14 protein-coding genes and 2 pseudogenes are annotated in these 25,584 nt (G+C 69.6%); 10 read left to right on the top strand and 6 right to left on the bottom strand.

Annotated features, from left to right (window positions below):
• Positions 1 to 95: 95 nt before the first annotated feature.
• Entirely contained in the window at positions 96 to 2,897 is a 2,802-nt protein-coding gene (locus AB0G56_RS19715; RefSeq protein ID WP_360970791.1) for an AAA family ATPase, read from the bottom strand.
• 181 nt (positions 2,898 to 3,078) lie between these two features.
• On the opposite strand from AB0G56_RS19715, the gene AB0G56_RS19720 reads away from it, so the two are divergent.
• The 3 genes from AB0G56_RS19720 to AB0G56_RS19730 are packed head-to-tail and all read left to right on the top strand — an operon-like array spanning position 3,079 to position 5,937.
• Positions 3,079 to 3,993 (top strand): MBL fold metallo-hydrolase, encoded by a 915-nt coding sequence (locus AB0G56_RS19720; RefSeq protein WP_360970792.1) that lies wholly within the window; start codon positions 3,079 to 3,081, stop codon positions 3,991 to 3,993.
• Between the two features lie 22 nt (positions 3,994 to 4,015).
• Positions 4,016 to 5,509 carry a carboxylesterase family protein gene (locus tag AB0G56_RS19725; RefSeq protein WP_360970794.1) on the top strand — a complete coding sequence of 498 codons (1,494 nt, stop codon included), beginning with the start codon at positions 4,016 to 4,018 and terminating at the stop codon, positions 5,507 to 5,509.
• Between the two features lie 44 nt (positions 5,510 to 5,553).
• Positions 5,554 to 5,937, top strand: a complete 384-nt coding sequence (locus tag AB0G56_RS19730; RefSeq protein ID WP_360970796.1) for a Rid family detoxifying hydrolase — start codon at positions 5,554 to 5,556, stop codon at positions 5,935 to 5,937.
• Between the two features lie 221 nt (positions 5,938 to 6,158).
• On the opposite strand, the gene AB0G56_RS19735 is transcribed toward AB0G56_RS19730, so the two are convergent.
• Positions 6,159 to 9,347: a DNRLRE domain-containing protein gene (locus AB0G56_RS19735; protein ID WP_360970797.1), complete on the bottom strand. Its 3,189-nt coding sequence runs from the start codon at positions 9,345 to 9,347 to the stop codon at positions 6,159 to 6,161.
• 539 nt (positions 9,348 to 9,886) lie between these two features.
• On the opposite strand from AB0G56_RS19735, the gene AB0G56_RS19740 reads away from it, so the two are divergent.
• Together AB0G56_RS19740 and AB0G56_RS19745 are read left to right on the top strand one after the other, a co-directional pair.
• Complete coding sequence (locus AB0G56_RS19740; RefSeq protein WP_360970890.1) at positions 9,887 to 17,644, top strand: ricin-type beta-trefoil lectin domain protein; 7,758 nt, start codon at positions 9,887 to 9,889, stop codon at positions 17,642 to 17,644.
• On the top strand, positions 17,645 to 18,262 hold the full coding sequence (locus AB0G56_RS19745; protein ID WP_360970799.1) for a hypothetical protein: 618 nt from the start codon (positions 17,645 to 17,647) through the stop codon (positions 18,260 to 18,262).
• 189 nt (positions 18,263 to 18,451) lie between these two features.
• Here AB0G56_RS19745 and AB0G56_RS19750 read toward each other — a convergent pair whose 3' ends face one another.
• The gene (locus tag AB0G56_RS19750; RefSeq protein WP_360970800.1) at positions 18,452 to 19,252 is read right to left on the bottom strand and encodes a hypothetical protein; all 801 of its coding nucleotides are present in this window, start codon (positions 19,250 to 19,252) and stop codon (positions 18,452 to 18,454) included.
• Between the two features lie 694 nt (positions 19,253 to 19,946).
• Here AB0G56_RS19750 and AB0G56_RS19755 point away from each other — a divergent pair.
• Positions 19,947 to 20,780 (top strand): PIG-L family deacetylase, encoded by an 834-nt coding sequence (locus AB0G56_RS19755; RefSeq protein WP_360970802.1) that lies wholly within the window; start codon positions 19,947 to 19,949, stop codon positions 20,778 to 20,780.
• A gap of 69 nt (positions 20,781 to 20,849) precedes the next feature.
• Here the strand turns inward: AB0G56_RS19755 and AB0G56_RS19760 are convergent.
• Positions 20,850 to 20,988: pseudogene (locus AB0G56_RS19760) on the bottom strand (IS5/IS1182 family transposase); the annotation flags it as partial.
• A 184-nt stretch (positions 20,989 to 21,172) separates the two neighbouring features.
• Between AB0G56_RS19760 and AB0G56_RS19765 the strand changes: the two are divergent.
• The 3 genes from AB0G56_RS19765 to AB0G56_RS19775 are packed head-to-tail and all read left to right on the top strand — an operon-like array spanning position 21,173 to position 23,341.
• Positions 21,173 to 21,640, top strand: coding sequence for a GNAT family N-acetyltransferase (locus AB0G56_RS19765; protein WP_360970803.1), 468 nt, complete (start codon positions 21,173 to 21,175; stop codon positions 21,638 to 21,640).
• Positions 21,612 to 22,022, top strand: a complete 411-nt coding sequence (locus AB0G56_RS19770; RefSeq protein ID WP_360970805.1) for a hypothetical protein — start codon at positions 21,612 to 21,614, stop codon at positions 22,020 to 22,022. The genes AB0G56_RS19765 and AB0G56_RS19770 overlap by 29 nt, the downstream gene beginning before the upstream one ends.
• Positions 22,019 to 23,341 (top strand): caspase family protein, encoded by a 1,323-nt coding sequence (locus AB0G56_RS19775; RefSeq protein ID WP_360970807.1) that lies wholly within the window; start codon positions 22,019 to 22,021, stop codon positions 23,339 to 23,341. Before AB0G56_RS19770 ends, AB0G56_RS19775 begins: the two co-directional genes overlap by 4 nt.
• 164 nt (positions 23,342 to 23,505) lie before the next feature.
• Here the strand turns inward: AB0G56_RS19775 and AB0G56_RS19780 are convergent, their stop codons facing one another.
• Complete coding sequence (locus AB0G56_RS19780) at positions 23,506 to 23,646, bottom strand: zinc-binding dehydrogenase (protein ID WP_360970892.1); 141 nt, start codon at positions 23,644 to 23,646, stop codon at positions 23,506 to 23,508.
• Positions 23,647 to 23,690: 44 nt separating this feature from the next.
• Between AB0G56_RS19780 and AB0G56_RS19785 the strand changes: the two are divergent.
• Positions 23,691 to 23,954, top strand: a pseudogene (locus tag AB0G56_RS19785) (LysR family transcriptional regulator); the annotation flags it as partial.
• A 74-nt stretch (positions 23,955 to 24,028) separates the two neighbouring features.
• Here AB0G56_RS19785 and AB0G56_RS19790 read toward each other — a convergent pair.
• A complete protein-coding gene (locus AB0G56_RS19790) occupies positions 24,029 to 25,204 on the bottom strand; it encodes a PP2C family protein-serine/threonine phosphatase (RefSeq protein WP_360970808.1) in 1,176 nt (391 codons plus the stop codon).
• Positions 25,205 to 25,584 lie beyond the last annotated feature (380 nt).

Consider the following 25,584-nt stretch of genomic DNA (forward strand, 5'->3'; position numbering starts at 1 on the left):
CTCAGCCGGAAGGGCGGCCGGTCGGCCGTCCCGCTCCGGCCGCTGGCCTCCCGGGGCACGGGATGACTCCTTTCACAGCTGGGCAGGGTGTGCCTTCATTCCCGGTGACCGGCGGTCGTGAGGGTGCCCTCCATGAGGTCGCGCAACTGGGAGCGGGCGGTGATGCCCAGCTTGGGGAAGCTGCGGTAGAGGTGTGAGCCGACCGTGCGCGGGGAGAGGAAGAGCTTCTCGCCGATCTCGCGGTTGGTCAGCCCGCGGGCGGCGAGCCTGATGATCTGCTGCTGTTGCGGCGAGAGCTCCGCGAGCGCGTCGGGGGCCGTGTCCGTGACGCCGAGGCCGGCGGCCCGCGATTCGGCCCGCGCGCGCTCGACCCACGGGCGGGCGCCCAGACGCCGGAAGGTCTCCAGGGCCTCGGTGAGCGGCGCCCGCGCCTCTGCGATGCGCCGACGGCGCCGCAGCCACTCGGCGAGGTCGAGCAGGCTCTGGGCGCGTTCGAAGGGCCAGTGCTCGAGCACCGGGTCGGCCAGGGCAGTCCGGAAGTGCGGTTCGGCGCTCTCGGGGTCGGCCAGCAGGCCACGGGCGCGGCTGATCAGTGCGTGCAGCCGGGGTGAGATGCCCTCGCCGAGCGATCGTGCGCAACGCTCGACGATCCCTGCGGCTTCCTCCCGGTGGCCGCAGCGCACGGCCGCTGCGGCCAGATCCGCGACGGCAGGGTAGGAGGCGTGGTAGTGCACGGGCGCGCCCTTTGCCGTGAAGACCGTGCGGAGCTGCTCGTAGGCGGTCTCGTACGCGCCCTCCGCGGCGGCCGCGGCACCGAGCGCACGACGGGCATAGACGAAGACCGAGCGGCTTTCCAGCGGATCGACCAGGGCCAGCGCCTCCTCGGTCCGGGCGCGGGCCGCCGCCGCGTCCCCCTGGTAGGCCAGCACGGTGGCATCCACGGTGGTCACGCAGGCCACGGCGTGGTCGAGGCCGGCCGCACGGCCCACCGCGGCGGTGCGGGCGCAGGCCTCGCGGGCCTCGTCCCACCGTCCTCGTTCCACATACGCCCACGCGACCGCGCCGCCCAGCCCGTGCGGCAGCACACCCTGTTCCTGCCAGCGGTCGAAGGCCCCGTCGAAGGCCCGGACGGCCTGCGGCGTCTCGTCCAGCAGCCACGCCATGATCCCGACGGCGGTGAGCTGCTCCGGGCGGGTATCAGCCTCGCCGGCCAACCACGGGAGCAGGGAGACGAGTTCGGCCCGGTCGGCGAAGGGATCCGTCACCGCCCGCGCCCAGCTGCGCAAGCCCGTGGATGCCGCACCCTCGGGAATACGCGCCAGGATGTCCTGGACACGGTGGCGCTGGGTGTCCTCTCCGGAGTAGAAGCGGACCACGGCCGCGCCGGCCAGGAGTTCGAGTGCGGCGGCGGGCTGATGGTCCGCCAACTGTTCAGCGGCTCTGGCCAGTCGGGAGAAGACCGCGGTGTGGCGCGCGGTCAGGACCGCCAGCCGTCCGCTCTGCACGGCCGCGGACGCCAGCAGAGCCGGGTCGCCGGTGCGGTCGCGTGCCGCGGCGGCCAGTTCCTCGACCCAGGGGAGGTCCCCTGTGAACACGGCCGCTGACGCGGCTTTGACCAGCAGCCGGGCGCTTTCCTCGCGCCGCGGTGCGAGTTCCGCCGCGCGCTGCAGGGCCTTGGCCGCCGCCGCATTGCCCCCGCGTCGGCGGGCCCGGCCGGCGGTCCGCTCGAGCTCCGCCGACACGGCCGCGTCCGGCCTCGCGCAGGCGGCGGCCAGGTGCCAGGCACGCCGGTCCGGCTCGTGCCGCAGCAGCTCGGCGAGCGCGAGGTGCGCCTCGCGCCGGGCCTCCGAGGACGCGGCGTGATACACGGCGGAGCGCACCAGCGGGTGGCGGAACCGGAGGGCCTGGCCGGCCCGCCGGACCAACCCGGCCCGCGAGGCGGGCAGCCAGACGTCGTCCGCGGCCTGCGGCAGCCCGGCAGAGACGGCGACCGCGGAGTCCACACTGTCCATCGCGGCCAGGAGGAGCAGGGCGTGTGCCGTGGCAGCGGGGAGGCCGTGCACACGGTCGGCGAAGATCCGTTCGAGGCGATCGGTGACCGGGAGCGGCCCCGCGGCCGGCGGAACCCAAACCGAGTCCTGGGCGGTGACCGCCCTCGTCAGTTCCACCAGTGCCAGCGGGTTGCCGCCCGCCTGGTCGAGGATCCGCGCCCGGATGCGGCCGGTGGGGCTCGTCGGCTGCAGGTCCAGCAGCCGCTCGGCCGCGGCGTTGCCGAGCGGCCCCAGGGTGAGCGTCGGCGCATGACCGTCGAACCCGGGGAGGGGATCGCCGCCGCGGGCCGCGATCAGCATCGTGACCGGTTCGCCTTCCAGCCTCCTGGCGGCGAAGGCCAGTGCGTCCAGGGAAGCACGGTCGAACCACTGCGCGTCGTCGAGCACCACGAGCACGGGCCGTCCGTCGCCCAGGGCCGACAGCAGGCTCAGCACGCCGACTCCGATCAGCATGAGATCGGGCGGGCTCGACTGCTGGGGTGCGGCCGGCCCTGTACCGAAGGCGTCCCGGACCGCCGTGCGCTGCCGCTCCGGCAGTCGGTCCACCTCGGCCGACACCGGCCGCAGCAACTGGTGCAGGGCGGAGAACGCGAGGCTCGACTCCGACTCGCTGCCCTCGGCGCGCAGTACGTGAGCGCCACTGGCCGCGGCCCGGCGCACCGCGCGGTCCAGCAGCGCGCTCTTCCCCGTCCCCATGCCGCCGACCAGCATCAGCACCGGGTCGGCCGACGCCGAGTCCACCGCACGAAAGAGGCGTGCCAGTTCGGTCTCCCGGCCGACGAACGGTTCCCCCGAATCCGGCTCCGGTCTCGTGACCGCGCCGAGGTCGCCTGTGTGCTCGTCCACGGGGTCTGTCTCCAGGGATTGTGGCTCTTCGAACGGGAGCCGTCTTGCCATGCCCCATCCAGGCTACAAGCGGCCGCCCCTGCCCGAGCTGTGCGCACGGGTGCAGTCACGTGACGGATACCTCGCCCGCCGAGCCCGCTCGTACGGTTCAGGAAATCCCCCGAATTCCCCAGGACACCTCATGAACCACATCACGCTCGGTAACGTCGAAATCACCCGGGTATGGGAATACTTCGGCTCTGTCGAGATGACGCCCGACACCTTTTTCCCGGAAAGCCCCAAAGACGTGTGGGACGACGGCGCCTCCTGGCTGGCCCCGCATTTCCTGGATCCCGGAACCAACATCGTCAATTCCGCGATCCAGACCTGGCTGCTGCGCAGCTCGGGCAGGACCATCCTCGTCGACACCGGCGTCGGCAATCACAAGGAGCGCCCGTACGCTCCGGTCTGGAGCCACCTCAAGACGGATTTCCTGGCCGATCTCGCCCGGGCCGGAGTCGAGCCCGAGGACGTGGACATCGTGATCAACACGCATCTCCATGTCGATCACGTCGGCTGGAACACATACCTGGACGGCCGGCAATGGGTGCCCACTTTCCCCAACGCCACCTATCTGATGCCGAAGGACGACTTCGATTTCTGGAATCCGGAGAACGGCCACGAACCGCTGCTCGGCCGGGGCAACCAGAACGTCTTCGAGGACAGCGTGGCCCCGGTGCACCAGGCCGGGCAGACGCTGCTGTGGGAGAACAGCCACCAGATCGACGCCGACCTGCGCCTGGACGCGGCCCCCGGACACACCCCGGGCTCCTCCGTCCTGACCCTCACCTCCGGGACGGACCGCGCGGTGTTCGTCGGCGACCTGCTGCACAGCCCCGTGCAGATCCTCGAACCGGACGCCAACAGCTGCTTCTGCGAGGACCCCGCGGGCGCCCGCGCCACGCGCCGCAAGGTGCTCGGCTGGGCGGCCGACAACAACGCCCTCGTGATCCCCGCGCACCTGGGCGGCCACGGCGCCGCCGAAGTGAGGCGTGAGGGCGGCAAGTTCGCCATCAAGGGCTGGGCCCCTTTCGCGCCGTACACCGAGCAGGCCTGAGACCCTACGGAAAGACACCACCGTGAACCACCACCCCGACCCCGTCGTGAACACGGCGCAGGGAGCAGTCCGCGGCCTGCGCCGACACGACACCACCGCCTTCGTGAACATCCCCTACGCCGCCCCGCCCCGCGGCGCCGGCCGGTTCGCGCCGCCGCGGCCGCACGAGCCGTGGCACGGCGTACGGGACGCCACCGCGCCGGGGCCCAACGCACCGCAGTCCGAGCGCAGTCTCGGCAGGGTGGACATGTCCCCCTACTTCGGGACCGGTTGGGTCCGGGGCGAGGACTACCTCACCGTCAACGTCTTCACACCCGAAGCCGCCGCCGGCGCCGACCTCCCGGTCATGGTGTTCGTCCACGGCGGCGGATTCGTCGCCGGGTCGACACGGTCCGCGCTCTACGACGGCTCCTCCTTCGCACGTGACGGCGTCGTCCTCGTCACCCTCAACTACCGGCTGGGCATCGCCGGGTTCCTCGACCTCCCCGGCGCGCCCGCCAACCGCGGCATGCTCGACGTCGTCGCCGCGCTGCGCTGGGTGCGGGAGAACATCGCCGCCTTCGGCGGTGACCCGCACAACGTCACCCTCTTCGGCCAGTCCGCCGGAGCGACCGTCGTCGGTGGCGTCCTCGCCACCCCGCAAGCCGCGGGCCTCTTCCGACGGGCGATCGTCCAGAGCGGCAGCGGCCTCGGGGCGTTCACCGCCGAGCAGGCCGCCCGCGTCACCCGGGCGGCGGCCGAGGCCCTCGGCATCGCCCCCCATGCCGACGCCTTCGCGGAGATCTCCGACGAGCGCCTGGTCGAGGCCGCCTCCCGGCTCGCCGGCATCGACCTGCGGACCGAGACCCGTCACGACCCGCTGATCGGACTGAGCCCCTTCAGTCTCGTCCTCGACACCCAGCCCGCCGCATCGGTCGCCGCCGGCCTCGGCTGCGAGGTCGACCTGCTCATCGGGACCAACACCGAGGAGGGAAACCTCTACCTGGTCCCGGTGGACAAGTACGCCACCTCGACCGCCGCCGATGTCGACGACGCGGCGGCGCGCTCCCACCCCGATCCGGCACAACTCGTCGACACCTACCGCAAGGCACGCCCCGAGGCGTCTCCCGGCGAACTGCTCTCCGCCATCATGGGCGACGCACTGTTCGGTGCGGGAAGCCGGGCCCTGGCCGACGCCCACGCCGCCCGTCCCCGGTCCGCCACCTACGCCTATGAGTTCGCCTGGCGCTCCCAGGCCCTGGACGGACAGCTCGGCGCCACCCACGCGGTCGAGCTGCCCTTCGTCTTCGACCTCACGCACCTTTCCCGACTGCACGGCCCCGCCGCCCTGCTCGGCCCCGACAAGCCCCCCGCGGATCTCGCCGCCCGCATGCACGAGACCTGGATCCGGTTCGCCACGACCGGCAACCCCGGCTGGGACCCGTACGACACCCGGCGCAGGGCCACCATGCGCGTCGACGCCGAGTGGACCCAGGTCGACGACCCCCGCAGCCAGGAACGACAGGCCTGGAGCTGACTGCTCGTGTCTGCCGTGTCTGCCCACCCCCTTCGAGGAACACCATGACCAGAGCCGTCATCACCACCGACCACGCCCCCGCCCTGCCGGCCCCGCTGTCCCAAGGCATCCGCAAGGGACCCGTTCTGCAGGTCTCCGGGCAGCTCCCGCTCGACCCGGACACGGGCGAGGTCGTCGGCACCACGGTCGCCGAGCAGACCGCACAGACCCTGGGCAACGTCACCGCCGTGCTCCAGGCGGGCGGCGCGGACCTGGAGGACGTCGTGATGCTGCGCGTGTATCTCACCGATCCCGCCCACCTGGCCGAGATGAACGAGGCCTACGCCGCTGCGGTCCAAGAGCCCTTCCCGGCCCGGACCACCGTCTACATGCGGCTTCCTCCGGGACTGCTCGTCGAGATGGACGCCCTGGCAGTGCTGGACGACTGACCAGGCCCGCCGGTCGTACGGGCCGCGCCGGACCGGAGCCTGCCCGTCCTCCTGGATCCCCGTGCGGAGGCGTGCGAGTCGACTCCGGCTCCCCGGAACCGGACCGGACCGTCCGCGACGACGGCGGGAGGTGTGCCGCCGCAGGCCGCTTGGTCCGCCCTCGCAGGGCCGGGCCCCGGCCACCCCTCAGGGGCGGCCGGGGCCCGGCCCTGCGAGGAGCGTCAGCCGAAGGCCTTGACCGTGTTCCAGTTCACCGTGAGGACGATCCGCACGGGGGCGTTGGTGTTGGTCCGGGACGGATGGTAGATCCGTGTGGCGCCGTCGGAGGCGAGGCGGGCCCAGATGTCGGGGATGCCGTCGTCGTTGACGTCCGGGATACCGATGGCCGTGGGCACGTTGGTCTCCGTCCAGCTGGTGCCGTACGGCTCGTCCTTGCCGGTGAGGGAGTCGGCGGCCAGCTTGAGCGAGTCCAGGGCGACGCTGCCGGCGACGGGGCCGGGCTTGCCCTGGCGGTCGTACATGTTGCCGTTGTCCAGGTTGCGCCACAGCAGGTCGGGCGTCTTGTCGCCGTTGATGTCGGCGACGTTGACGACCTCGCGGCGGCCCCACGCGTCGTCGTTCATCAGCGTGGCCGTCTGGAAGGCCGCGCCGGTGTAGCCGGACAGCGTCCACAGTTGCGCGCCGGCCCGCAGGACCAGGTCGGGCAGCTTGTCGCCGGTGATGTCGCCGACGGCCTTGATCTGGGTCCACGTCGAGGGTGCCGGGGTGCCGGAGGGCAGGCGGACCTCCAGGCGCTCGGTGACGTCGAAGCTGCCGTAGCCGTCGCCCGGGTAGAGCCAGAACCGGCCGTCCGGGGAGACCGCGAACAGGTCGGTGGCACCGTCACCGGGGTAGGCGTCCTGGTAGTGCGCGATCAGGGCGGCCTTTCCGGTGGCCGGGTCGTACCAGTAGCCCTCCGGGTCGCGCTGCTCGTCGGCCTTCCTGGTGCTGTCGTAGGAGGCGGTGAGGCAGTTGTACAGGTCGCCGTCGTCGCCGCCGACGCAGTTGCGCAGGTTGCCGCCGGCGTCGACGATCACCAGGTCCGGCTTGGCGTCGCCGGTGGCGTCCATGGGACCGTCGGCCTGGTCGCGCGGCGGTACGAAGAAGGTGTAGTCGGTGCGCTTGCTGACGTTGCCGACGGCATCGTAGGCGTACACCTGAAGGGTGTTGGGGCCGGCGTGCGCGGGAGCCAGGGCGCTGAGCGTGGCCGAGCCGTTCGTGGCCGTGACGTCGACGGGGTTGTTGCCCTCGATGGACCAGCGGAACTTGGTCGCGCCCGTGGAGGTGAAGGTCACCGCGCCCTTGCCGCCGAACCTGACGCCCGACCAGTTGTCCTGGTCGCTCGTGGCCTCGGGGAAGTCCGTGCTGTCGACGGCGGGCTGGTTGGGTGCGCTGGCGTCGACGGTGATCCGGCACGGATCGGTGCCCGGCGGGAAGAACGTGGACACCAGGCCGTCGGAGTCCTTCGAGCGCACGTCCCACGAGTAGGTGGTCTTGTCCTCCAGCGGGAACGTGGCCGGGACGGTCATGGTGGCGGTGCCGCCGGCGTTCGGGGTGACCTCGGTGACGGCCGGGACCGTGCCGCCGGTCTTCCAGAAGCGGAACTGCAGCTTTTGCAGGTTGCCGTCGGGGTCCTTGGCCGTGGCCGACAGGACGATGTTGGTCTTGCCGACGGTCACGCCCGACCCGCCGACGGAGCATGCGCCACCGGGGGTGGTCCTGCCGCCGGTGGGCTCGGAGGGAGCCCGGTTGTAGACGACCTCCAGGGTGGCGCTGGTCGCCTTGAACTTGCGCCAGGTCTGGTTGTCGGACTCGGCGGTGGAGGGGGTGGCTCTCATCCCGAACGTGAGGTTCGACCAGCCGCCGGTGGCGCCCTTCTGGGCGGCGTCCTTGACGTCGAAGCTCTCGTAGTCGTCGGGGCAGGAGCTGGAGGACCAGCCGTGCGCGAAGGACTTCTTGTCCTGCACGGTGGACCAGCTGGGCTGCTTGTTCCACGTGGTGCCCGAGGAGATCGGGCCGGTCAGGGAGAACTCGAAGTCACGCTTGGTGCAGGACCAGGAGTGGTTGTTCAGGACCTTGAAGTGCGCCGAGGAGATCGTCGCGTCCTTGATGCTGCTGCTGAAGTTCATCCGCCAGAACGACCGGGCGGTGCCGCCGGTGTCGCTCTCGTGGCCGACGCGGGCGTCGGACGTACCGGAGGAGAAGTTGGTGCCGTCCCAGAAGCTGGTGTTCGGGTAGGGCTTGTAGGCCACGGTCCAGGCGAGCCAGCCGGTGTTGAGGGGCGGGTCGACGAAGACCGGGTACTTCGTGCCGGCGGCCGTGAACAGGCCGGTCCTGGCCGCGTGCAGACCGAGGCGTGCGCTGGAGGTGCCGTCACCCTCGATCTCGACGGGTACGGGAGCGCTGTGCGCCCCGGGCTCGATGCCCGTCAGGCCGGACAGCTTCAGCACGTCGGCGGAGGTGGCGACGGAGGTGCGCGGGCCGCCCTCGCCCTCGTCCAGCTCGGGATCGCGGCCGGCGGAGTCCCATGCGAACGGGGTCGGGATGGAGCCGATCTCCTTGCCGGACCTGTCCTGGACGAGTACTCGGCCGGCGCTCTCGTCGTGGCGGAAGCGGGCCGTGGCCGAGCGCAGGCCGTAGGTCACCGTCGTGAGGGCCTTGGACTGCGCGGCCTCCTTGTTCTTGACGATCAGCAGCTGCGCGAAGCCGCCCTCCTCACGGGCGACCAGCAGCAGGTCGACGCCCGGCAGCACCTCGGGGTACAGGGCGCGCGGGCCGTCGAGGACGGGCTCGGGCAGGGCGCCGGGCCAGGTGTAGGCGACGGTGTGCCCGTCGATGTCGACCTCGGCCAGCACCGTTTCGCGGGCCTGCGGGCCGTCGGCGAGCGGCCGGCGCGCGAAGGAGCGGTCGGCGTGGGCGCCCTTGATGCCGCTGGAGAAGCGGATCGGCCGGGCGGCGTTGACGGGCTGGACGCCCAGGTCGCGCGGGGCGTTCTGCACCCGGCGCAGCCGGTTGTCGATCGGAGCCCAGGCACCCGTCGCGGTCTTCGCCCGGGTCGGCGTGGCCGTGATGACGGTGCGCAGCTTGCCGTCCGGCTGCGCCCAGGTCTGGGAGGTGGCGGTCGTGGCTGTCTCGACGAGGACCTGCTTGCGGGTGCGCCTGGCCTCGGCCTGTGCGGCCGTTTCGTCGCGGGGGCCGGTCGACGCCGGGCGCGCGGCGGTGGCCTTGCCGGCTTGCGGGGGCTGCCCCCCGCCGGGTTGCCACCACGGCGACAGGGCTGCGGTCAGGGCGGCCAGAACGAGGCCGAGGGTGAGAGCCAGCCTGGTGCGCGTGCGCACGAAGGGGCTGAGAAAACGATGCGGCGCGGACACGGCGGCGGTCTACTCCCGTGTGGACCTGGGCGGATGGGCATGGGCGCGCAAACGATCACATGATCTGCACAGCCAGTCCACGTGTGAAGAATTTATGAAGTCGTGACGATCGCATGGGGAGGAGTTGATCGCTCCTTGACGGTGTGCCATGTGCGGCTTTTGATCACCCGGTGCGCGACCTAGGGGTGGATATGGATGATCTTGTCGACGTGTTTCCCGTAGATGGTGATCGATGGACTCCTGTCCGGTGACGCGGATCACATCACTTGCTGGAACCATCTTGAGACGATCTTGAATTGTGTGGGGGGCATGACAGAGGGTGCGGACTCCATCTGTCGTTTTTCTCGTATGCCTTGGTGGGGTCGACGCGTATGCGCGCTCAAAGTCCACCGTCATGGCTGAGGCGCTCGCGCCCGGCGATGACGGAGTCACAACGACGGCGCCGCCGGCAAAGCCGCGCGGCGACCGTCCTTTTGCTGTCCACGGCCTTGCTGGTGAGCAGTCTCGGCACGGAGGCCTGGGCGATACCCCGCCCCGGCATGAGCCGGGAGGAGGTCAAGCTCCCCGACCTGCCCGACCCCACCGCGCTCAAGGCGGACGAGGAGGCGGAGAAGAACCTCACCACCGCGCCCGAGGTTCCCGTCGATCCCTACACCCCGACCGCGGTCACTCCGTGGACGCAGGACAGTGGTGTCGCCACCCTGACGGCCGACACCACGCCGGGCACCACGGTCCCGGTCGACGACCTGCCGATCGCGGTGGGCGTGCCCGAGGGCACGGACCCGGCCGCGATCGACGGTGACTGGAAGGTCGACCTGGCCGCGCCGGGCACCTCGCAGGACGCGGGCGTCTCCGGCATGATCATGAAGGTCACGCCGCCGGCCGACGCCGATCCGGCCGCGCAGGTCGCGATCGACGTCGACACCAGCGGCTTCGCCGACCTGTACGGCACCCAGGCCGCCGAGCGCTTCGGCCTGGTCCTGCTGCCCAACTGCGTCATGGACTCCCCCGACAGCGGCGACTGCGCCGCCGACGGCGGTACGACCACCATGTCGGGCAAGACCGACAAGCGGCCCGAGCGGCTGCGCAGTTCGGTCAAGCTCGTCGCCGCCGCCAAGGCACCGACGAGGAACAAGGCCGCGGCGAAGGCCGGCCGGCGCACGATCCTCACCGGCTCCGTGCCGGTCGGGAACCTGCTCGCGGGCAACGCGGGCACGCCCCCCTCCGGCGCTTCGGCCCGCACCGCCTCGTACCGCGGCGGCGATGTGCTGCCCGTGGTGGACGCCTCGGGTCCGCAGGTCGTCGGCGCGATGGACACGGGGGCTTCCGCGACCGGTGACTTCACCGCCTCCCCGCTGCTGTCCTCGGGCGGGTGGGCGGCGGGCTCGTCCTCGGGCGCGTTCACGTACTCCTACGACGTGCAGGTGCCGCAGACCGCCGGCGGCCCGATGCCGAAGATCTCCCTGGGCTACTCCTCCCAGTCGGTGGACGGCCGTACATCGGCGACGAACAACCAGGCTTCCTGGATCGGTGACGGCTGGGACTACAACCCCGGCTCCATCACCCGGACGTACGCCAACTGCCGCGAGGACTCCAAGAAGGCCGGCTCCAACAACAAGACGCACCGCACCGCCGACCTGTGCTGGGGTTCGGACAACGCGACCCTGTCGCTGGGCGGGATGACCACCGAGCTGGTCTGGGACAAGGACAAGCAGCAGTGGTTCACCGCCAACGGCGACGGCTCGAAGATCGAGCGCCTCACCGACGCGGGCAACGGCAACGGCGCCTACAAGGGCGAGTACTGGGTCGTCACGACCCGCGACGGCACCAAGTACCACTTCGGCCTGAACAAGCTGCCGAACTGGACCGCGGGCCAGCCGACCACCGACTCGGTGCTCACCGTGCCGGTCTACGGCAACCACGAGGGCGAGGACTGCTACAAGGCCGGTGACTGGGCCCACTCCGCCTGCACCCAGGGCTGGCGGTGGAACCTCGACTACGTCGAGGACATCCACGGCAACGCGATGTCCCTGTGGTGGAAGAAGGACCAGAACCACTACGCCCGCAACTTCGACTTCAAGGCCCCGGTCTCCTACGACCGCGACGGCTGGCTCGACCACATCGACTACGGCCAGCGCAGGGACACCCTCTTCTCCGCGACCGCTGCCGCCCGGGTGAACTTCACGGTCACCGAACGCTGCCTGCCCGAGGGCGACCTGACCTGTTCGGACGCGAACTTCGAGGACAAGGACCCGGGCAAGTACCGCATCTGGTACGACACCCCGGCCGACCTGAACTGCAAGAAGGTCACCTCGACCTACAAGACCAAGTGCTGGAACGCCGGCCCCTCCTTCTGGAGCCGCAAGCGCCTGGTGCAGATCCAGACCTCCGCGCAGCGCCGCACCGACACCGGCGCCCGCCAGGTCGTGGACCGCTACACGCTCACCCAGAGCTTCCCCGTCCTCAAGTCGGGCCCGAACACGGCACTGTGGCTGGAGTCCGTACAGCGCACCGGCTACGCCCGCAACGGCAGCACCGACAGAAGCGTCGACATGAACGCGGTGCGCTTCGAGCCCAACGCCGACGACATGCCGAACCGGGTGCAGCGGGGAGCGGACGATCCGCGTCCCGGCTTCTCCCGCCAGCGCATCGGGCGCGTCATCAACGAGTACGGCGGCGAGACCGTCGTCACCTACAAGCAGCCCACCGGCGACTGCGCCACCGGCACCGACCTGCCGGGCAAGAAGGACACCGCCGCCCTGAAGGCGAACACGCGGCTGTGCTACCCCGCCTTCTGGTCCCCGGACCCCGAGGTCGAGGACATCGACTGGTTCCACAAGTACGTCGTCGACTCCATCGAGGAACTCCCCAACGTCGACGGGGCCTTCGCGACCAAGACGGCCTACGCGTACAAGAACCCGACCTGGAAGCTCGCCGACACCGAGTTCACCAAGAAGTCGACCCGCACGTACTCGCAGTTCGCGGGCGTAGAGCAGACCACGGTCATCACCGGCACCGACGACGCGTCGATCGGCTCGAAGCGGTCCAAGGCGGTGACACGCTTCTTCCGCGGCATGGGCGACAGCGCGTCGGTGAAGGACATCACCGGCACCGAGATCGCCAAGGACCGCGAACCGTTCGCCGGCCGCATCGCGGAAGAGCTCGACTACGACAACGCCACCGACGCGGACACGGACTGGGTCTCCCGCTCCGTCACCGTCCCTCAGGCCACCGAACTGGCCCACCGCGACCGCGACGACGGCCTCGACCCGCTGCGTGCCTGGCGCGTCACCGAGCCGGACGAGATCGCCTACACGAAATCCTCCGGCACCGACAGCGACGACACCCGCACCGAGCGGGTCGTCAAGACCCACACGACGTACGAGTCGGCCTACGGCCTGCCCGTCCAGGTGGAATCCCTCGGCGACACCGGCAGGACCGGCGACGAGTCCTGCACCAAGTCGGAGTACGTCCACAACACGGCCAAGCACCTGATCGGTCTGACCAAGCAGGTCCTGGTCTCCCCGACGACCTGCGCGGCGGCCGACTTCTCGGACCTGTCGACGCTCAGCGGCGGCAACAGAGCCGCCTACGACGGCCAGGCCTACGGCGCCGCGCTCGCCGACACCACCAAGGGCGAGGCGTCCGAGACCTGGTCGGTCAACGGTGAGGGGACGGGCTGGCAGTCCGACGGCACGACCGAGTTCGACGCCGTCGGCCGGGTGACCCGCACCACCGACCAGGACCACAAGACCGCCGGCACCATCACCTACGAGCCGGCCACCGGCCAGGTCTTCAAGGTCACCGAGACCAACGCCCTCGGCCAGTCCGAGGTCCGTGAGGTCGAGCCCGGTCGTGGCACCACGACGAAGACGATCGACGCGAACAACCACGTCACCCAGGCCGAGTTCGACCCGCTGGGCCGTCTGGAGAACGCCTGGGCCGCGGACCGCACCCCCACAGCCGACGCCGTGCCGGACTTCCACGCCGTCTACACCGTCCCGAAGTACAAGGAGGGCGAGGACCGCAAGCCGTCCTACGTCACCACCTCCTCGCGCGGGTACAACGGCCGCATCGAGACATCCGTCACCCTCTACGACGGCCTCGGCCGCGAGCGGCAGACGCAGGAGGAGGCCGACGGCGGCGGCCGGCTGATCACCGACACGCTGTACAACAGTTCCGGTGAGGTCTGGCAGACCAACAACGCCTACCTGACCTACGACTCCGAGCCCGGCGAGCTGTTCACCCCCCTCGCCGACACGGCCGTCCCCAACATCACGCGCTACACCTACGACGGTTCCGGCCGCGTCCTCCAGGAGACCCCGGTCCTCAAGGTCGCCGACCCGCTGACCGGCGAGACCCAGTCCAAGGAGGTCCCCGAGCGGGCCACCCGCTACGAGTACGGCCTGGACTGGTCGAAGGTCGACAACCCGCAGGGCACCTCCGACTACCGGGTCTTCACCGACGCGCTGGGTCGCACCTCCCGCGTCGACACCTTCAACGCTGACGCGCCCGGCGGCTTCACGTCGATGAAGTACCAGTACGACCCGCGCGGCCGGCTCGTGAAGGCGACCGACTCAGCCGACACCGCGCACCCGTGGACGTGGACGTACGACCACCGCGGCCGCACGGACACGGTCACCGACCCGAACACCGGGGCCAGGAAGACCACCTACGACAACCACGACCGCGTACTCACCACGAAGGACGCGCGCGGCACCGTCGTGTGGAACGGCTACGACCAGCTGTCGCGGCCGACCGAACAGCGCCTGAACGACGCTTCCGGCACCCTGCTCTCCACCCTCACCTACGACCTGGCCCCGGGCGGCAAGGGCATGCCCTACGCGGCCACCCGCTACACCGACGGACAGGCGTACACCCAGCAGGTCGACGGCTACACCAAGGACTACCAGCCGACCTCGACCACGCTGACCCTGCCGAGCGCCCTGGCCTCCACCTGGGGCCTGGACCAGTCGTACACGTACTCCTACAAGTACGCCGACAACGGCATGCTGGAGGAGTCCACCCTGCCGAAGATCGGCAAGCTCGCCCAGGAGAAGCTCGTCGTCCGCTACAACAAGGACGGCAAGCCCCTCTCCATCTCCGGCAAGGACTGGTACGGCTCCGAGACGGTCTACGACCCCTACGGCCAGGTGCTGCGCTCCACGCTCGGCGCCCAGCCCTACCGGGTCTGGACGCAGAACACCTTCGACGAGTCCAGCGGTGAGCTGAAGGACCAGCAGGTCTACCGCGAGAAGAGCGACGACAAGACCCTCGTCTCCGGCAACCTCGTCTCCAAGCGGTCGTACACCTACGACCCGTCGGGCAACGTCACCTCCATCCAGGAGTCGGCCACCGGCGTCGACGAGCGCCAGTGCTTCGTGTACAACCCGCTGGGCGAGCTGAAGACCGCCTGGACCTCCAAGGACCAGAGTTCCTGCACCGGTCCGGAGAACGGCGACGGCACGTTCAACGTGGCGGCGGGCAAGGACAACTCCGGCTACTGGCAGGAGTACGAGTACGACCTCCTCGGCAACCGCACCGAGCTGACCGAGAAGGACCTCACCGGCGCCACCGCCAAGGACGCCACCACCACCTACGCCTACGGCAAGGCGGACGGCACCCAGCCGCGCACGCTGACCAAGGTGTCCAAGACCTACACCACGCCCCAGGGCGCGCAGGTCAAGGCCGAGGCGGAGCGCCTGTACGAGCTGACCGGCGAGACCAAGTCCGTCACGTCCGTCCAGAACGGCGACAAGCAGGAGCTGACCTGGACGTACGACGGCCAGGTCGAGCGGATCAAGGGTGCGGGCAGCGGCGGCAGGACCCCGTACGTGGGTCTCGCCGACAAGTGCCTGGACCTGACCGGTGGCGTCACGGCCGCCGGCCAGCCGGTCGCCCTGTACTCCTGCAACACGTCACCCGCCCAGAGCTGGCGCTTCGTCCCCGCTCCGGGTGCGACGCGGACCGATGCCGACCGGGGCACGCTGACCATCTACGACAAGTGGTGCCTGCAGCCGGCCGGCAACACCACCGGGTCGGCCGTCCAGTTGCACAAGTGCGACGGCTCGGCCGGGCAGGAGCTGAAGCGGAACGCCTCCGGGCAGCTCACGCACGTCGCCTCGGGCCTGTGCCTGTCCGTCAAGGACGCCAACGCGGCGGACTCCACCCCGATCGTGCTGACCGCCTGCGACAGCACGAAGGCGGCCCAGCTGTGGTTCCCGCAGAACGACACCCGCTACATCTACGGCCCCGACGGGGCACGCCTGCTGACCATCCAGGGCAAGCAGGCCACCCTGTCCCTCGGTGAGTCCGAGGTCACCGTCCAGCAGGGCGGCGTCCTGGTCCACACCCAGCGCACCTACGACGCACCCGGCGGCGCGGTCATGCGCTACGCCAACGGCAACGCCGGCGAGCGCCTGGTCGCCCTCACCAGCGACCACCAGGGCAGTACGTACGCGGAGGTCTACCTCGGCGGCGAGATGTCGGTGCGGTTGCGCAAGCAGGATCCGTTCGGCAACCAGCGCGGCGCGGACACGGCCGGCGTGAACTTCCAGAGCCACACCGGTTTCCTGGGCGCCACCCGGGACGACGCCTCCGGCTACCAGCCGCTGGGCGCCCGCCTGTACGACCCGGTCGTCGGACGCTTCCTGTCCGCCGACCCGGTGGTGGACCTCAACGACGTCCAGCAGTCCAACGGCTACTCCTACGCGCACAACAACCCGGTCACCTTCTCCGACCCGACGGGCCTGGCCATCTCGCTGACCGCTTCGGAGCGGGCCGCCGCCCTCGCGGGCGCGGGTCTGTCCGCGGCACAGGTCGCCCAGGCCCAGGCCATGCAGGGCAAGTCCCTCACCTCGGTGATCCTGTCCGTGGCGTGGGAGACGCTGAAGGACTTCATCGGCATCAACGATGCGATGGCCTGCTTCGGCGGCAGCATGTGGTCCTGCGTCAGCATCGCGGTCGACGCCATTCCGTGGACCAAGCTCGGCAAGATCCCGTCCGTCATCAAGGCCGTCAAGCGCACCATCAAGGCGGTCGAGTCCTTCAAGGCGGCCAAGAAGGCGGCCGAGATCGTCCTGAAGGCGGCGAAGGCCGCCGAGGCCGCGGCGCTGAAGGCGAAGAAGCTCGCCATCGAGCGCGCCAAGAAGCTGGCAGCGCAACGAGCCAAGAAGAGAGCGGCCGAGGCAGCCAAGAGGACCGCCGACAAGGCACTGGAAGCCGCCAAGAAGACGGGCAACTCCCGCCACAAGGCGGCCCAGGCCAAGGCGGCCCCGAAGGTGTCGTCCCACACCCGCGGTGGCGGAGGTGGCGGCAAGTCCGGCTCAGGCGGCGGCTCCAAGCCCGGCGGCAAGTCCGGCGGCTCCTACAAGAGCAACGGCGGAACCAGCGGCAGCGGCGGCTCGGGCAAGGCCGGCGGCGAGGGCGGGACGTGCAACAGCTTCGTCCCCGGCACCAAGGTCCTGATGGCCGACGGTTCCACCAAGCCGATCGAGAAGGTCAAGGCCGGCGACAAGGTCGTCGCGACCGACCCGAAGACGGGGGAGACCCGGATCGAGACGGTCACGGCCGAGATCAGGGGCCAGGGCCTGAAGCACCTGGTCAGGGTCACGATCGACACCGACGGCAAGAAGGGCACGAAGACGGCCCAGGTCACCGCGACCGACGGCCACCCCTTCTGGGTCCCCGGACTCCACGCCTGGATCAAGGCCACCGACCTGAAGGCCGGCGAGTGGCTGAGGACGAGCTCGGGCACGTACGTCCAGATCACGGCGATCGACCGCTGGACGGTCCAGCGGACCACCGTCCACAACATGACGGTGTCCGACCTCCACACGTACTATGTGCTGGCAGGCGTCACACCCGTACTCGTTCACAACTGCGGCGTCGGGACCGAAGACGATGCGATGCTGGCCCTGGACCGCGCGGAGGAACTCAATTCAACCCGCGGCTACAATTCGGCCACCACGGCGGTGATCGGAGTATTCAATTCGAAGACAAAGGAATACTCGATCCGCATCGGCATCAATGGTGATGCCCCCATGCCGGCGTCATGGACGCTGCGGGAAGGTGAAGAATTCGTGCGCGGGGCCGGACACGCCGAGGAGGCGATCCTCAACAGTCTGGCCGCGCACGAACACCCTGTATTCGGTGCTGCCTCACGCAACTTCTGTGTGGACACCTGCAGCCCGATGCTCAACGATCACGTATTCGGCATCACACTGGGCGGAAAGGGATTTCGAGGGCATCAGCCACAAAATTCGGAGTACACCATCTTCTGGGGTAGCGGAGACTGAATGATGACTCAGAAAGATCCCGGGGCGGTGCCCCTCTCGAATCCTTCCGCGGCATTCCTGCGAGTCGCAGCAGCTGCGATTGCGGAGCGTGGTTCCGCATTTTATCGCGCGCTCGGACCCGAGGAGGAGCTTGAGTGGCTCGAATCTTCCCTCGCGTTGATCTGGGCTGCTGCATCCGGTGAGGATGTCGCCGAGGAATGCGCCGAAACATTGGACGAGCTAGGGGAAGAATCGCAAGCGGATCAATTTGATTCCTCCTACCCGGAATTCTTCGCCGCCCGGTCCCTGGAGTTGGTCGGCAATGCGATGGCAACTGCGCTGCGCCCCGCGCCGGAGCGAGTGCATGCCTCCTCTGTGATTCTGAGGGAAATGCTGTCCATCCTCGATTTCAGACTGGGGGGGAGCAAGACTGTCATCACCCGGTACGGCGACCCTGCTCCTCCGTTGGGCCCGCTTGAGAGTCGGGAAGTCCAGGAAGAGCAAGGCGTACTGGACGCCCAGTCGGCCACAGGAGAATTCGACTCAGAAAGCGTCGTCCGCATAAAAGAGCACGCGGTCCGTTTTGCTGCGGAAGTACTCCCGCGCATCCGAGACTGCTTCGACATTGAAGTTACGTAGGCCGCAGTCGGACTTTCGTCTTCTGCGGTAGCTGTCGAGGCGATGTAATTCCTCCGAAGTGCACAGCCGGCATTCTTGCGCACGGGCAGGAGCCCCGCCGAGGGACAACCTCGGCGGGGCTCCTGCTGCGTTCGACGGCATTGTGCTCGACCGCATCAGGGCTTCGGGTCGTCATGTACCGGCAGCACGTCATGGTGTGACGTTCTGCCCGAGGTTCTGGATGTCCTTGCGGGAGACGGCTACATAGCCGACGAAGCCGAGAATGGCCGCCAGCCACGACAGCGTGACTGGCCCCAGTCCCCAGTCGAGTCCGCCCCGGTCGTGGCCGACCGCCATCCAGTCGGCGATGGAGGCACCGAGGGGGCGGGTCAGGACGTACGCCGCCCAGAACGCGGCCACCGCGTTCAGGCCGCCCCATCGGTGAGTGAGGGCCGGGACCGCGATCGCGGCGCCGTACAGGACGGCGGAGCCCAGGTAACCGAGGCCGATCGTGGCTGTGAGGTCTCCGGAAGCCGTGCCCAGCGCGAACGTTGCCAGCACCGCCGCCCAGTAGAAGGTCTCGCGTCGCCGGGTGTGGATGCTGTGGATGGACAAGGTGCCCTCACTGCGATACCAGAGGACGAAGACGGCTCCCAGTGCGGCCATGAACAAGGGGGTCGAGAGCGTGTAGGAGACACCGAGGCCGACGTGCAGGACGTCGGCGGCCATCGTGCCGAAGACGCTGACCATGACGATCGCCGTCCAGTAGATCCAGGCCACGTATCGCCGGACGGCGAACTGCACCGCCAGGGCGGCCACCAGGGCGATGCCCCCGAGTCCCACAGCCGCGATCGGACCCAGCGCGCGAGCCAGGAAGTCGGAGGCCGTCTCGCCCATGCCGGTCGTCAGCACCTTGATGATCCAGAAGTAGGCGGTCACTTCCGGGACCTTGCTCGGCGCATGCCGCGTGCGGTCCAGGAGACGGTCGTGCATGAGGTGATCAGTCGTCATGACGGGCACGATGACACGACGCCCCGCAGTTGCCCCAGACCTCTTTGCCAGACCTTTGGCGCAACTGGTGCTCAGGTTGCCCGAGCCTTCTCCGAACCTGAACGCAACCTGAACACGGTGGTCAACGAGCTGATCAACGACGTATGACAGGTGGTATCGACGTCGTCCCCGACGGATGCGTACGGCGCACACCGCGTTGCCGCGGCCGCGGAACCTTATCGCGCACCGGTTGGCTGACCGTGGCATGCGACGTCCGCTCCTGCACCCCGGGCATGAAAACGACTGCCCGACCGGATCCCGAACACATCGTCACCGGCCGGCCGAAGCCAAAGTCCACAGCCGCCTCGTCGAGGGTGCCCTCGGCCCAGTCCGTCGCGGTGATGCGGACGAAGACGGGCGGGAACGCTCAGGTCGCCTCTCGTCGACGCCAAGAACCAGGCGCTGAACCACAGGATGTCCAACGCCGACGGCAAGCTCCGGAAGACCGCCTCGCGATCCGGTGCCGAGATGTTCGGGGCATGCCGGGAACAGTTGGGTCGGGCGGCACTGTTGGACGGACCGAGGGACCGGGGCCGCACGGGCGGGGAACACCGAAAACATGACATCGTGGGCCCGGCGGGACCCGGGCCCTCGGGATCGCGGTACGCCCGCCGCGCACCCGGACCGACATGTATGCCTACAGGAGGACTGTCCCATGACTGACCGGCCCTTGACGCTCATGGCAGTGCACGCCCACCCCGACGACGAGGCCACCGGAACCGGAGGAGTCCTCGCGCGCTACGCGGCGGAGGGCATCCGCACGGTTCTCGTCACGTGTACCGACGGCGGTTGCGGGGACGGGCCGGGAGGTGTCAAGCCCGGCGATCCGGGGCACGATCCGGCGGCCGTCGCCTTGATGCGGCGTCAAGAACTCGAAGCCAGCTGTGAAGTCCTGAAGGTCAGCGATCTGGAGATGCTCGACTACGCCGACTCCGGGATGATGGGCTGGCCGAGCAATGACGCCCCTGGATCCTTCTGGCAGACCCCCGTGGAAGAAGGCGCTGCCCGACTCGCTGAACTCATGCGGCACTACCGACCCGATGTGGTCGTCACCTACGACGAGAACGGCTTCTACGGACACCCCGACCACATTCAGGCCCACCGCATCACAATGGCGGCACTGAAGATGACCGCGCTCACCCCGAAGGTGTACTGGACGACTATGCCCCGCTCGGGGATGCAGCGGTTCGGTGAGATCATGCGCGAGTTCCATGAGGACATGCCGGAGCCGGATCCCGCCGAGGCCGCCGCGATGGCCGAGATAGGCCTTCCCGACGACGAGATCACCACGTGGGTGGACGCCACCGCGTTCAGCGGTCAGAAGTTCGACGCGCTGGCCGCCCACGCCAGTCAGGGCGAGAACATCTTCTTCCTCAAAATGGGCCAGGAGCGGTTCGGCGAGTTGATGGGCATGGAGACCTTCGTACGTGTCCAGGACGCCACCGGAGCGGCCCTGCCCGAGGACGATCTCTTCGCCGGACTGCGTTGATCCGACCCTCGATGAGTGTTCGACCCGATGAGGTTGTTCGGTTCGAAGTTCAGGCGGCGACCGCCGACGCCCCCTTTTGCGGGCTTCGGCGGCGTGCTGATGAGCGCGACTGATGGTGGAGTCGACCGGCCCGGTCCATCCGACGGCTTCGGCAGCATCGTCGCGGACCTGCACGTATTCCAGCAGCAGCCTTGCCAGGGTCCTCTGATCGCATCTCAGCGAGCGAACCGGTCACGGTCTTCCAGGGCCATGGCGTTCCGTCGAGTCCCGCCCAAACGCACCGGCCAAGCCGGCGCACCGTGGAATGGCAAGGACGGGCCACTTCCGGGGGCCGCTGCGCTTCCCCGGCCGGTTATGCCGGCGGGCGGCCACGGGGGAGGAGACAGGGACCCGTGACGACGATCCAGCTACCGGTGGCCACCGAGCGACTGGTCCTGCGCGGGTTCACGCCGGACGACCTCGACGGCCTGTACGCCTACCAGCGTCTTCCGGAAGTCGCCCGCTACCTCTACCGGCCGCCGTTCACCCGCGAGCAGTGCGAGCGGAGCTTGGCCCGGCGGGCGGCCGGTACAGCGTGGGCCGAGGACGGCGACAACCTGGTGGTCGCCGTCTGCCGGGCCGAGGACGCCGTCCTGGTCGGCGAGGTCGTCCTGAAACTGGCGAACGTCGGGGCCCACGGCATTACCACGAGACCGGTCTGCTGGAACCGTCCGACGTCGATCCGCGGACCGGGTACCGGGGCCACTCGGCCGAACAGATCCCCACAGCGGCCGGCAAGCCCTGCTCACAACTTGCCTGCGCGGCCGGCGACGTTGAGGGCAGGATGTTCCCATGGTGAAGTACGGGGACAGCGGGAGTGAAAGTTCGTCCGGGCAGGACACGTTGGTGATTCGGGTGTCCGCCGGGCCGGGCGTGGGCGCCGAGAGCAGTCTGGTCTCGCTGCGGGATTGGCTGGCTGCGGAGGAAACGCTGCGTGGCCGGGTGGAACTGCGTGTCCAGGCGCCGAAGCCGGGGCAGATGGGATCCGCGTTCGACGTGCTGGCAGTGGCGCTCGGCTCCGGCGGGGCAGGAGCCGTGCTGGCCCGCTCCTTGTCGACCTGGCTGGTGCAGCGCCGAGCGGACGTCACCGTGCGACTGAGCCGGCAGGACGGGAGGGAGGTCACCGTGGAGGTCCAGCGGGCGCGCGATCCGCAGGCGGTGATCCAGGCGGTCAGCCGCTTGTTGGACGGCGGTGAGGCGTGAACCACAGCAGGCCCCGCTTCCCCGACCCTGCTGCATCCCGCGCGGTCCTCATCGGGTGCGGCGTCTTCGACGACACCGACCTGCCGGCGATCCCCGCCGTGAACTCCAACCTCGCCGACCTCCGGGCGGCGCTCACGGAAGACACGTACGGCATCCTGCCGCCCGCGCACTGCCGGGTGCTGGCCGATCCAGCCGATCACCGCAGTGTCGGCATGGCACTCGCCTCCGCGGCGCGCGACGCGGAGGACCTGCTGCTGGTCTACTACACCGGACACGGACTGCTGGACGAGGACGGGCTGCTCCACCTCGCTCTGTCCTCCACCGACCCTGCCCACGCCGCCTTCACCGGCATCCCCGTCGACCTGGTCAAACGCTGCCTCGGCCGGGCCCGGGCCCGCCTGCGCGTCCTGGTGCTGGACTGCTGCTTCTCCGGCCGCGCGGTAGCCGCCATGACCGAATCCGGCAGCCTGTTCTCAGCCCAACTCGAGGTGAGCGGCACCTACACCCTCACCTCCACCACGGCCAACGCCCCCTCACACGCGCCACCCGGCCAACGGCACACCGCCTTCACCGCTGCCCTGCTCGACGCACTGAACCAGCCCACGCCGCTCACCCTGGACGGTATTCACCAGCACATCGACACCCTGTTGCAAGGTGCGGGGCTGCCCCGGCCGCAAAGACGCTCCGTCAACGCCGCGGGAGACTTCGCCCTGGCCCGCGGGCCCGTTCCGTTGTGCGCGACGGCCCCGAACGCCGACGCGGAAGAGATCCGCTTCCGTGAGCAGCCTCACCGCCCGCCCGTCCGGAGCCACCGCGAGACCGTGGAAGCCGTCCTGTGGGGCGTGGGTGTGATTGCGCTGATGCTGCTGATGGCGCTGTTCGGGGGGTGGCGACCGGTCTTGATCACAGGTGCCGCAAGCACCGTGCTCGCGGGGCTGGCCCTCCTCCCGCACCTGCTCCGGCGAGGCGTCCACTACGACCTCGTCGTCAACAGGGACGGTCTCGGCACCGACCATGGCGGGCATTCAGCTCACGTGCCCTGGAAAGACATCGAGTGCGTGGGCGTCGTGCGTCGGGCGCCCGGAACGGTGATCGTCGCCAACGCGCTCATTGCTCGGCTGAAGGCCGGCGCACCGCGCCCGCAAGGCTTCCGAAAGGGGCTGAACAAACGTCTCCCGGACCAGCGCTACGTGGTCATCGGAACACTGGGCGTCTACGGGGCCGACCCGGTGCGCCTGCGCTCGGCTGTCGAACACTTCGCCGGTGGCATCTACCGCACCGACAAGCAACTCCTGGACATGGACCCACGGCTACGCTGACGCCCCCCTGCGGGCACGGGCGGCTGACCAGGCCGCACGTGCTGCGGGGCGGCCCCGCGCTGCTGACCGCGTCGGTCAAGATGATCCTTGACCGACAAGGGTCGGTCCGGAACCCGCTGCGAAGCCGTCGAGGGTGTCGCGCCGGTAGTGCAGGGACCCTGGGCTCACGGGAGGAGGACGACCTTGCCCAACGGATGGTCGTGTTCCAGGTGAGTGAAGGCCGCCCGGACCTCGGACAGCGGATGGGTCCGGCTGACCCGCGCCTCGATCCGGCCGGTCGCCGCCAGCTCGTCCAGCTCGGTCAGTACCGCCCGATCGGTGCCCTCGGCACTTCCCCGTGGGTATTCGGATGGTGCATATTGAACGGGTCGACCTCAACCTGCTGGCTCCACTGGCCGCGCTGCTGGAGGAACGGCACGTCTCGCGCGCCGCCGAACTCGCCGGGATGAGTCAGCCGGCGATGAGCAGGGCCCTGCAGCGGCTGCGGGACACCCTCGGCGACGAGCTGCTGGTGGGGACGCCGGGCGGATACCGGCTCACCCCGCGGGCCGAGCGAGTCCAGCGCGAACTGCGGGCGGTCGTGCCGCGGCTGGAGAGCCTGTTCGCCCCAGATGTTCACCGGGACGTCGAGCCGGCCCTCGGCCGAGTCGATCGTCGCGAGTGCGCTGCTCACCGATGCGTCCTCGGTCACGTCGAGTCGCACGAACCGTGCACGACTTCCCTCTCGTCAGGGTGTGTCTTCTGTGAGGTGTGCCGGTGGAGGCGGTGAGTGGCGCAGTGCTCGATGACGAGGAGGGCGGCGTCGTCTTCGGGTTCGTGGCCGACATGATCGACCAGGTCACGATGGATCTCGCGAACCAGGGTCTCGGGTGTGGAGGCGCGGCACACTGCGGCGCACTGGCTGAGCGGGTAGAAGGCTCCGGTCGGCGAGCGGGCTTCGACGACACCGTCCGTGTAGAGCAGCAGCATGTCACCGGCCTCGAAAGCGAACGTGTCGGTGCGGAACCTGGACTCGAGAGGCTGGCACATGCCCAAGGGGGGTGCGGGATGCCGTGCGTGCAGGGCCGTGAGGTGGTGATCGTGCCGCAGCAGGGGTGGAGGGTGGCCGCAGCTGACCATCTCGGCCAGCGAGCCCTGGTCGGGGATGTCGAGCAGCAGGGCGGTGATGAAGTGCTCACCCGGATCGTCCTCGGTGTCGGCCACCTCCTCCAGATTCCGGGCCACGCTCTCCTCCAAGGCCGCCGCGAGGTCGGACAAGGTGGTGTAGCGGTGAGCGCCCTCACGGAACGCACCCAGCACGATGGAGGCCTCGCCGATGGCAGCCAGGCCCTTGCCCCGGACGTCGCCGATGATCACACGGGTGCCGGGCCGGTCGGTGCGGGCCAGCGCGAACAGGTCGCCACCGATACGGGTCTCGTCCTCCGCGGCCAGATACAGCCAAGCCACCCGCAGCGGCCCCATCCGGCGCGGCGGCGGCCGCAGCAACGCGAGCTGCGCCGTCTCGGCCACCGACCGTGCCCGGCTCAGTTCCCGGCCACGCCGCTCGCGCACATGACAGACGAAGACCACCAAGGCCGAGAGCACAGTCAGCGCGGTGATCTGCGCCAGATGGTTGGGCGTGGTCAACCCGCCGTGGAACACGGCGATGCTCACCTGGGCGGCCACAGCCAGTGCACCGAGCAGCGCAGTGAGCCACGGGCCGGCCAAGGACGCGGTGAGGGCCGGCGCAATCACCAGGAAGGGGCCCAGATGGACGTCCTGCGGGGAAGTCAGGTCCGCCACGGTGATCGCGACGACCAGAACGAAGGCAACCACCACTACCCCGCGGCCCGACGGTTGCTCCAGGAAGCGGTCCACCGACACACGCCGCACACTCATACAACCGGTGTACCCCTGTTCCCGGACACGCGCCCGGTGCCGAAGCCCCGTCTGCCCACACCGTGGGCAGAGGACGAAACCGAGCACAAATGCCGGTCAGGCGTGGTGACCACGCTCCGGTGCCGCCCTGTCACAGGCGGCGGCGACAATGTACTCCTGCCGGGTGCCGGCCACATGGGGGCGCGGGTACCGCCGGGTCCACAACGGCCACCACGCGCTCGCCGACCTTCGATCCTTCGTCGTTCGGCCCGGGGCATCAACACAGCCCACACACTCCATGGGCCCGCGATTCCAGCCGCAGGACATCGGCAGGCCCCCCGGCCGTTGCGGCCACGAGCGCGCGCATGGGCCGAGCAGGAGTGATA

The organism is Streptomyces sp. NPDC021356 (genome assembly GCF_040641015.1).
Classification (GTDB): domain Bacteria; phylum Actinomycetota; class Actinomycetes; order Streptomycetales; family Streptomycetaceae; genus Streptomyces.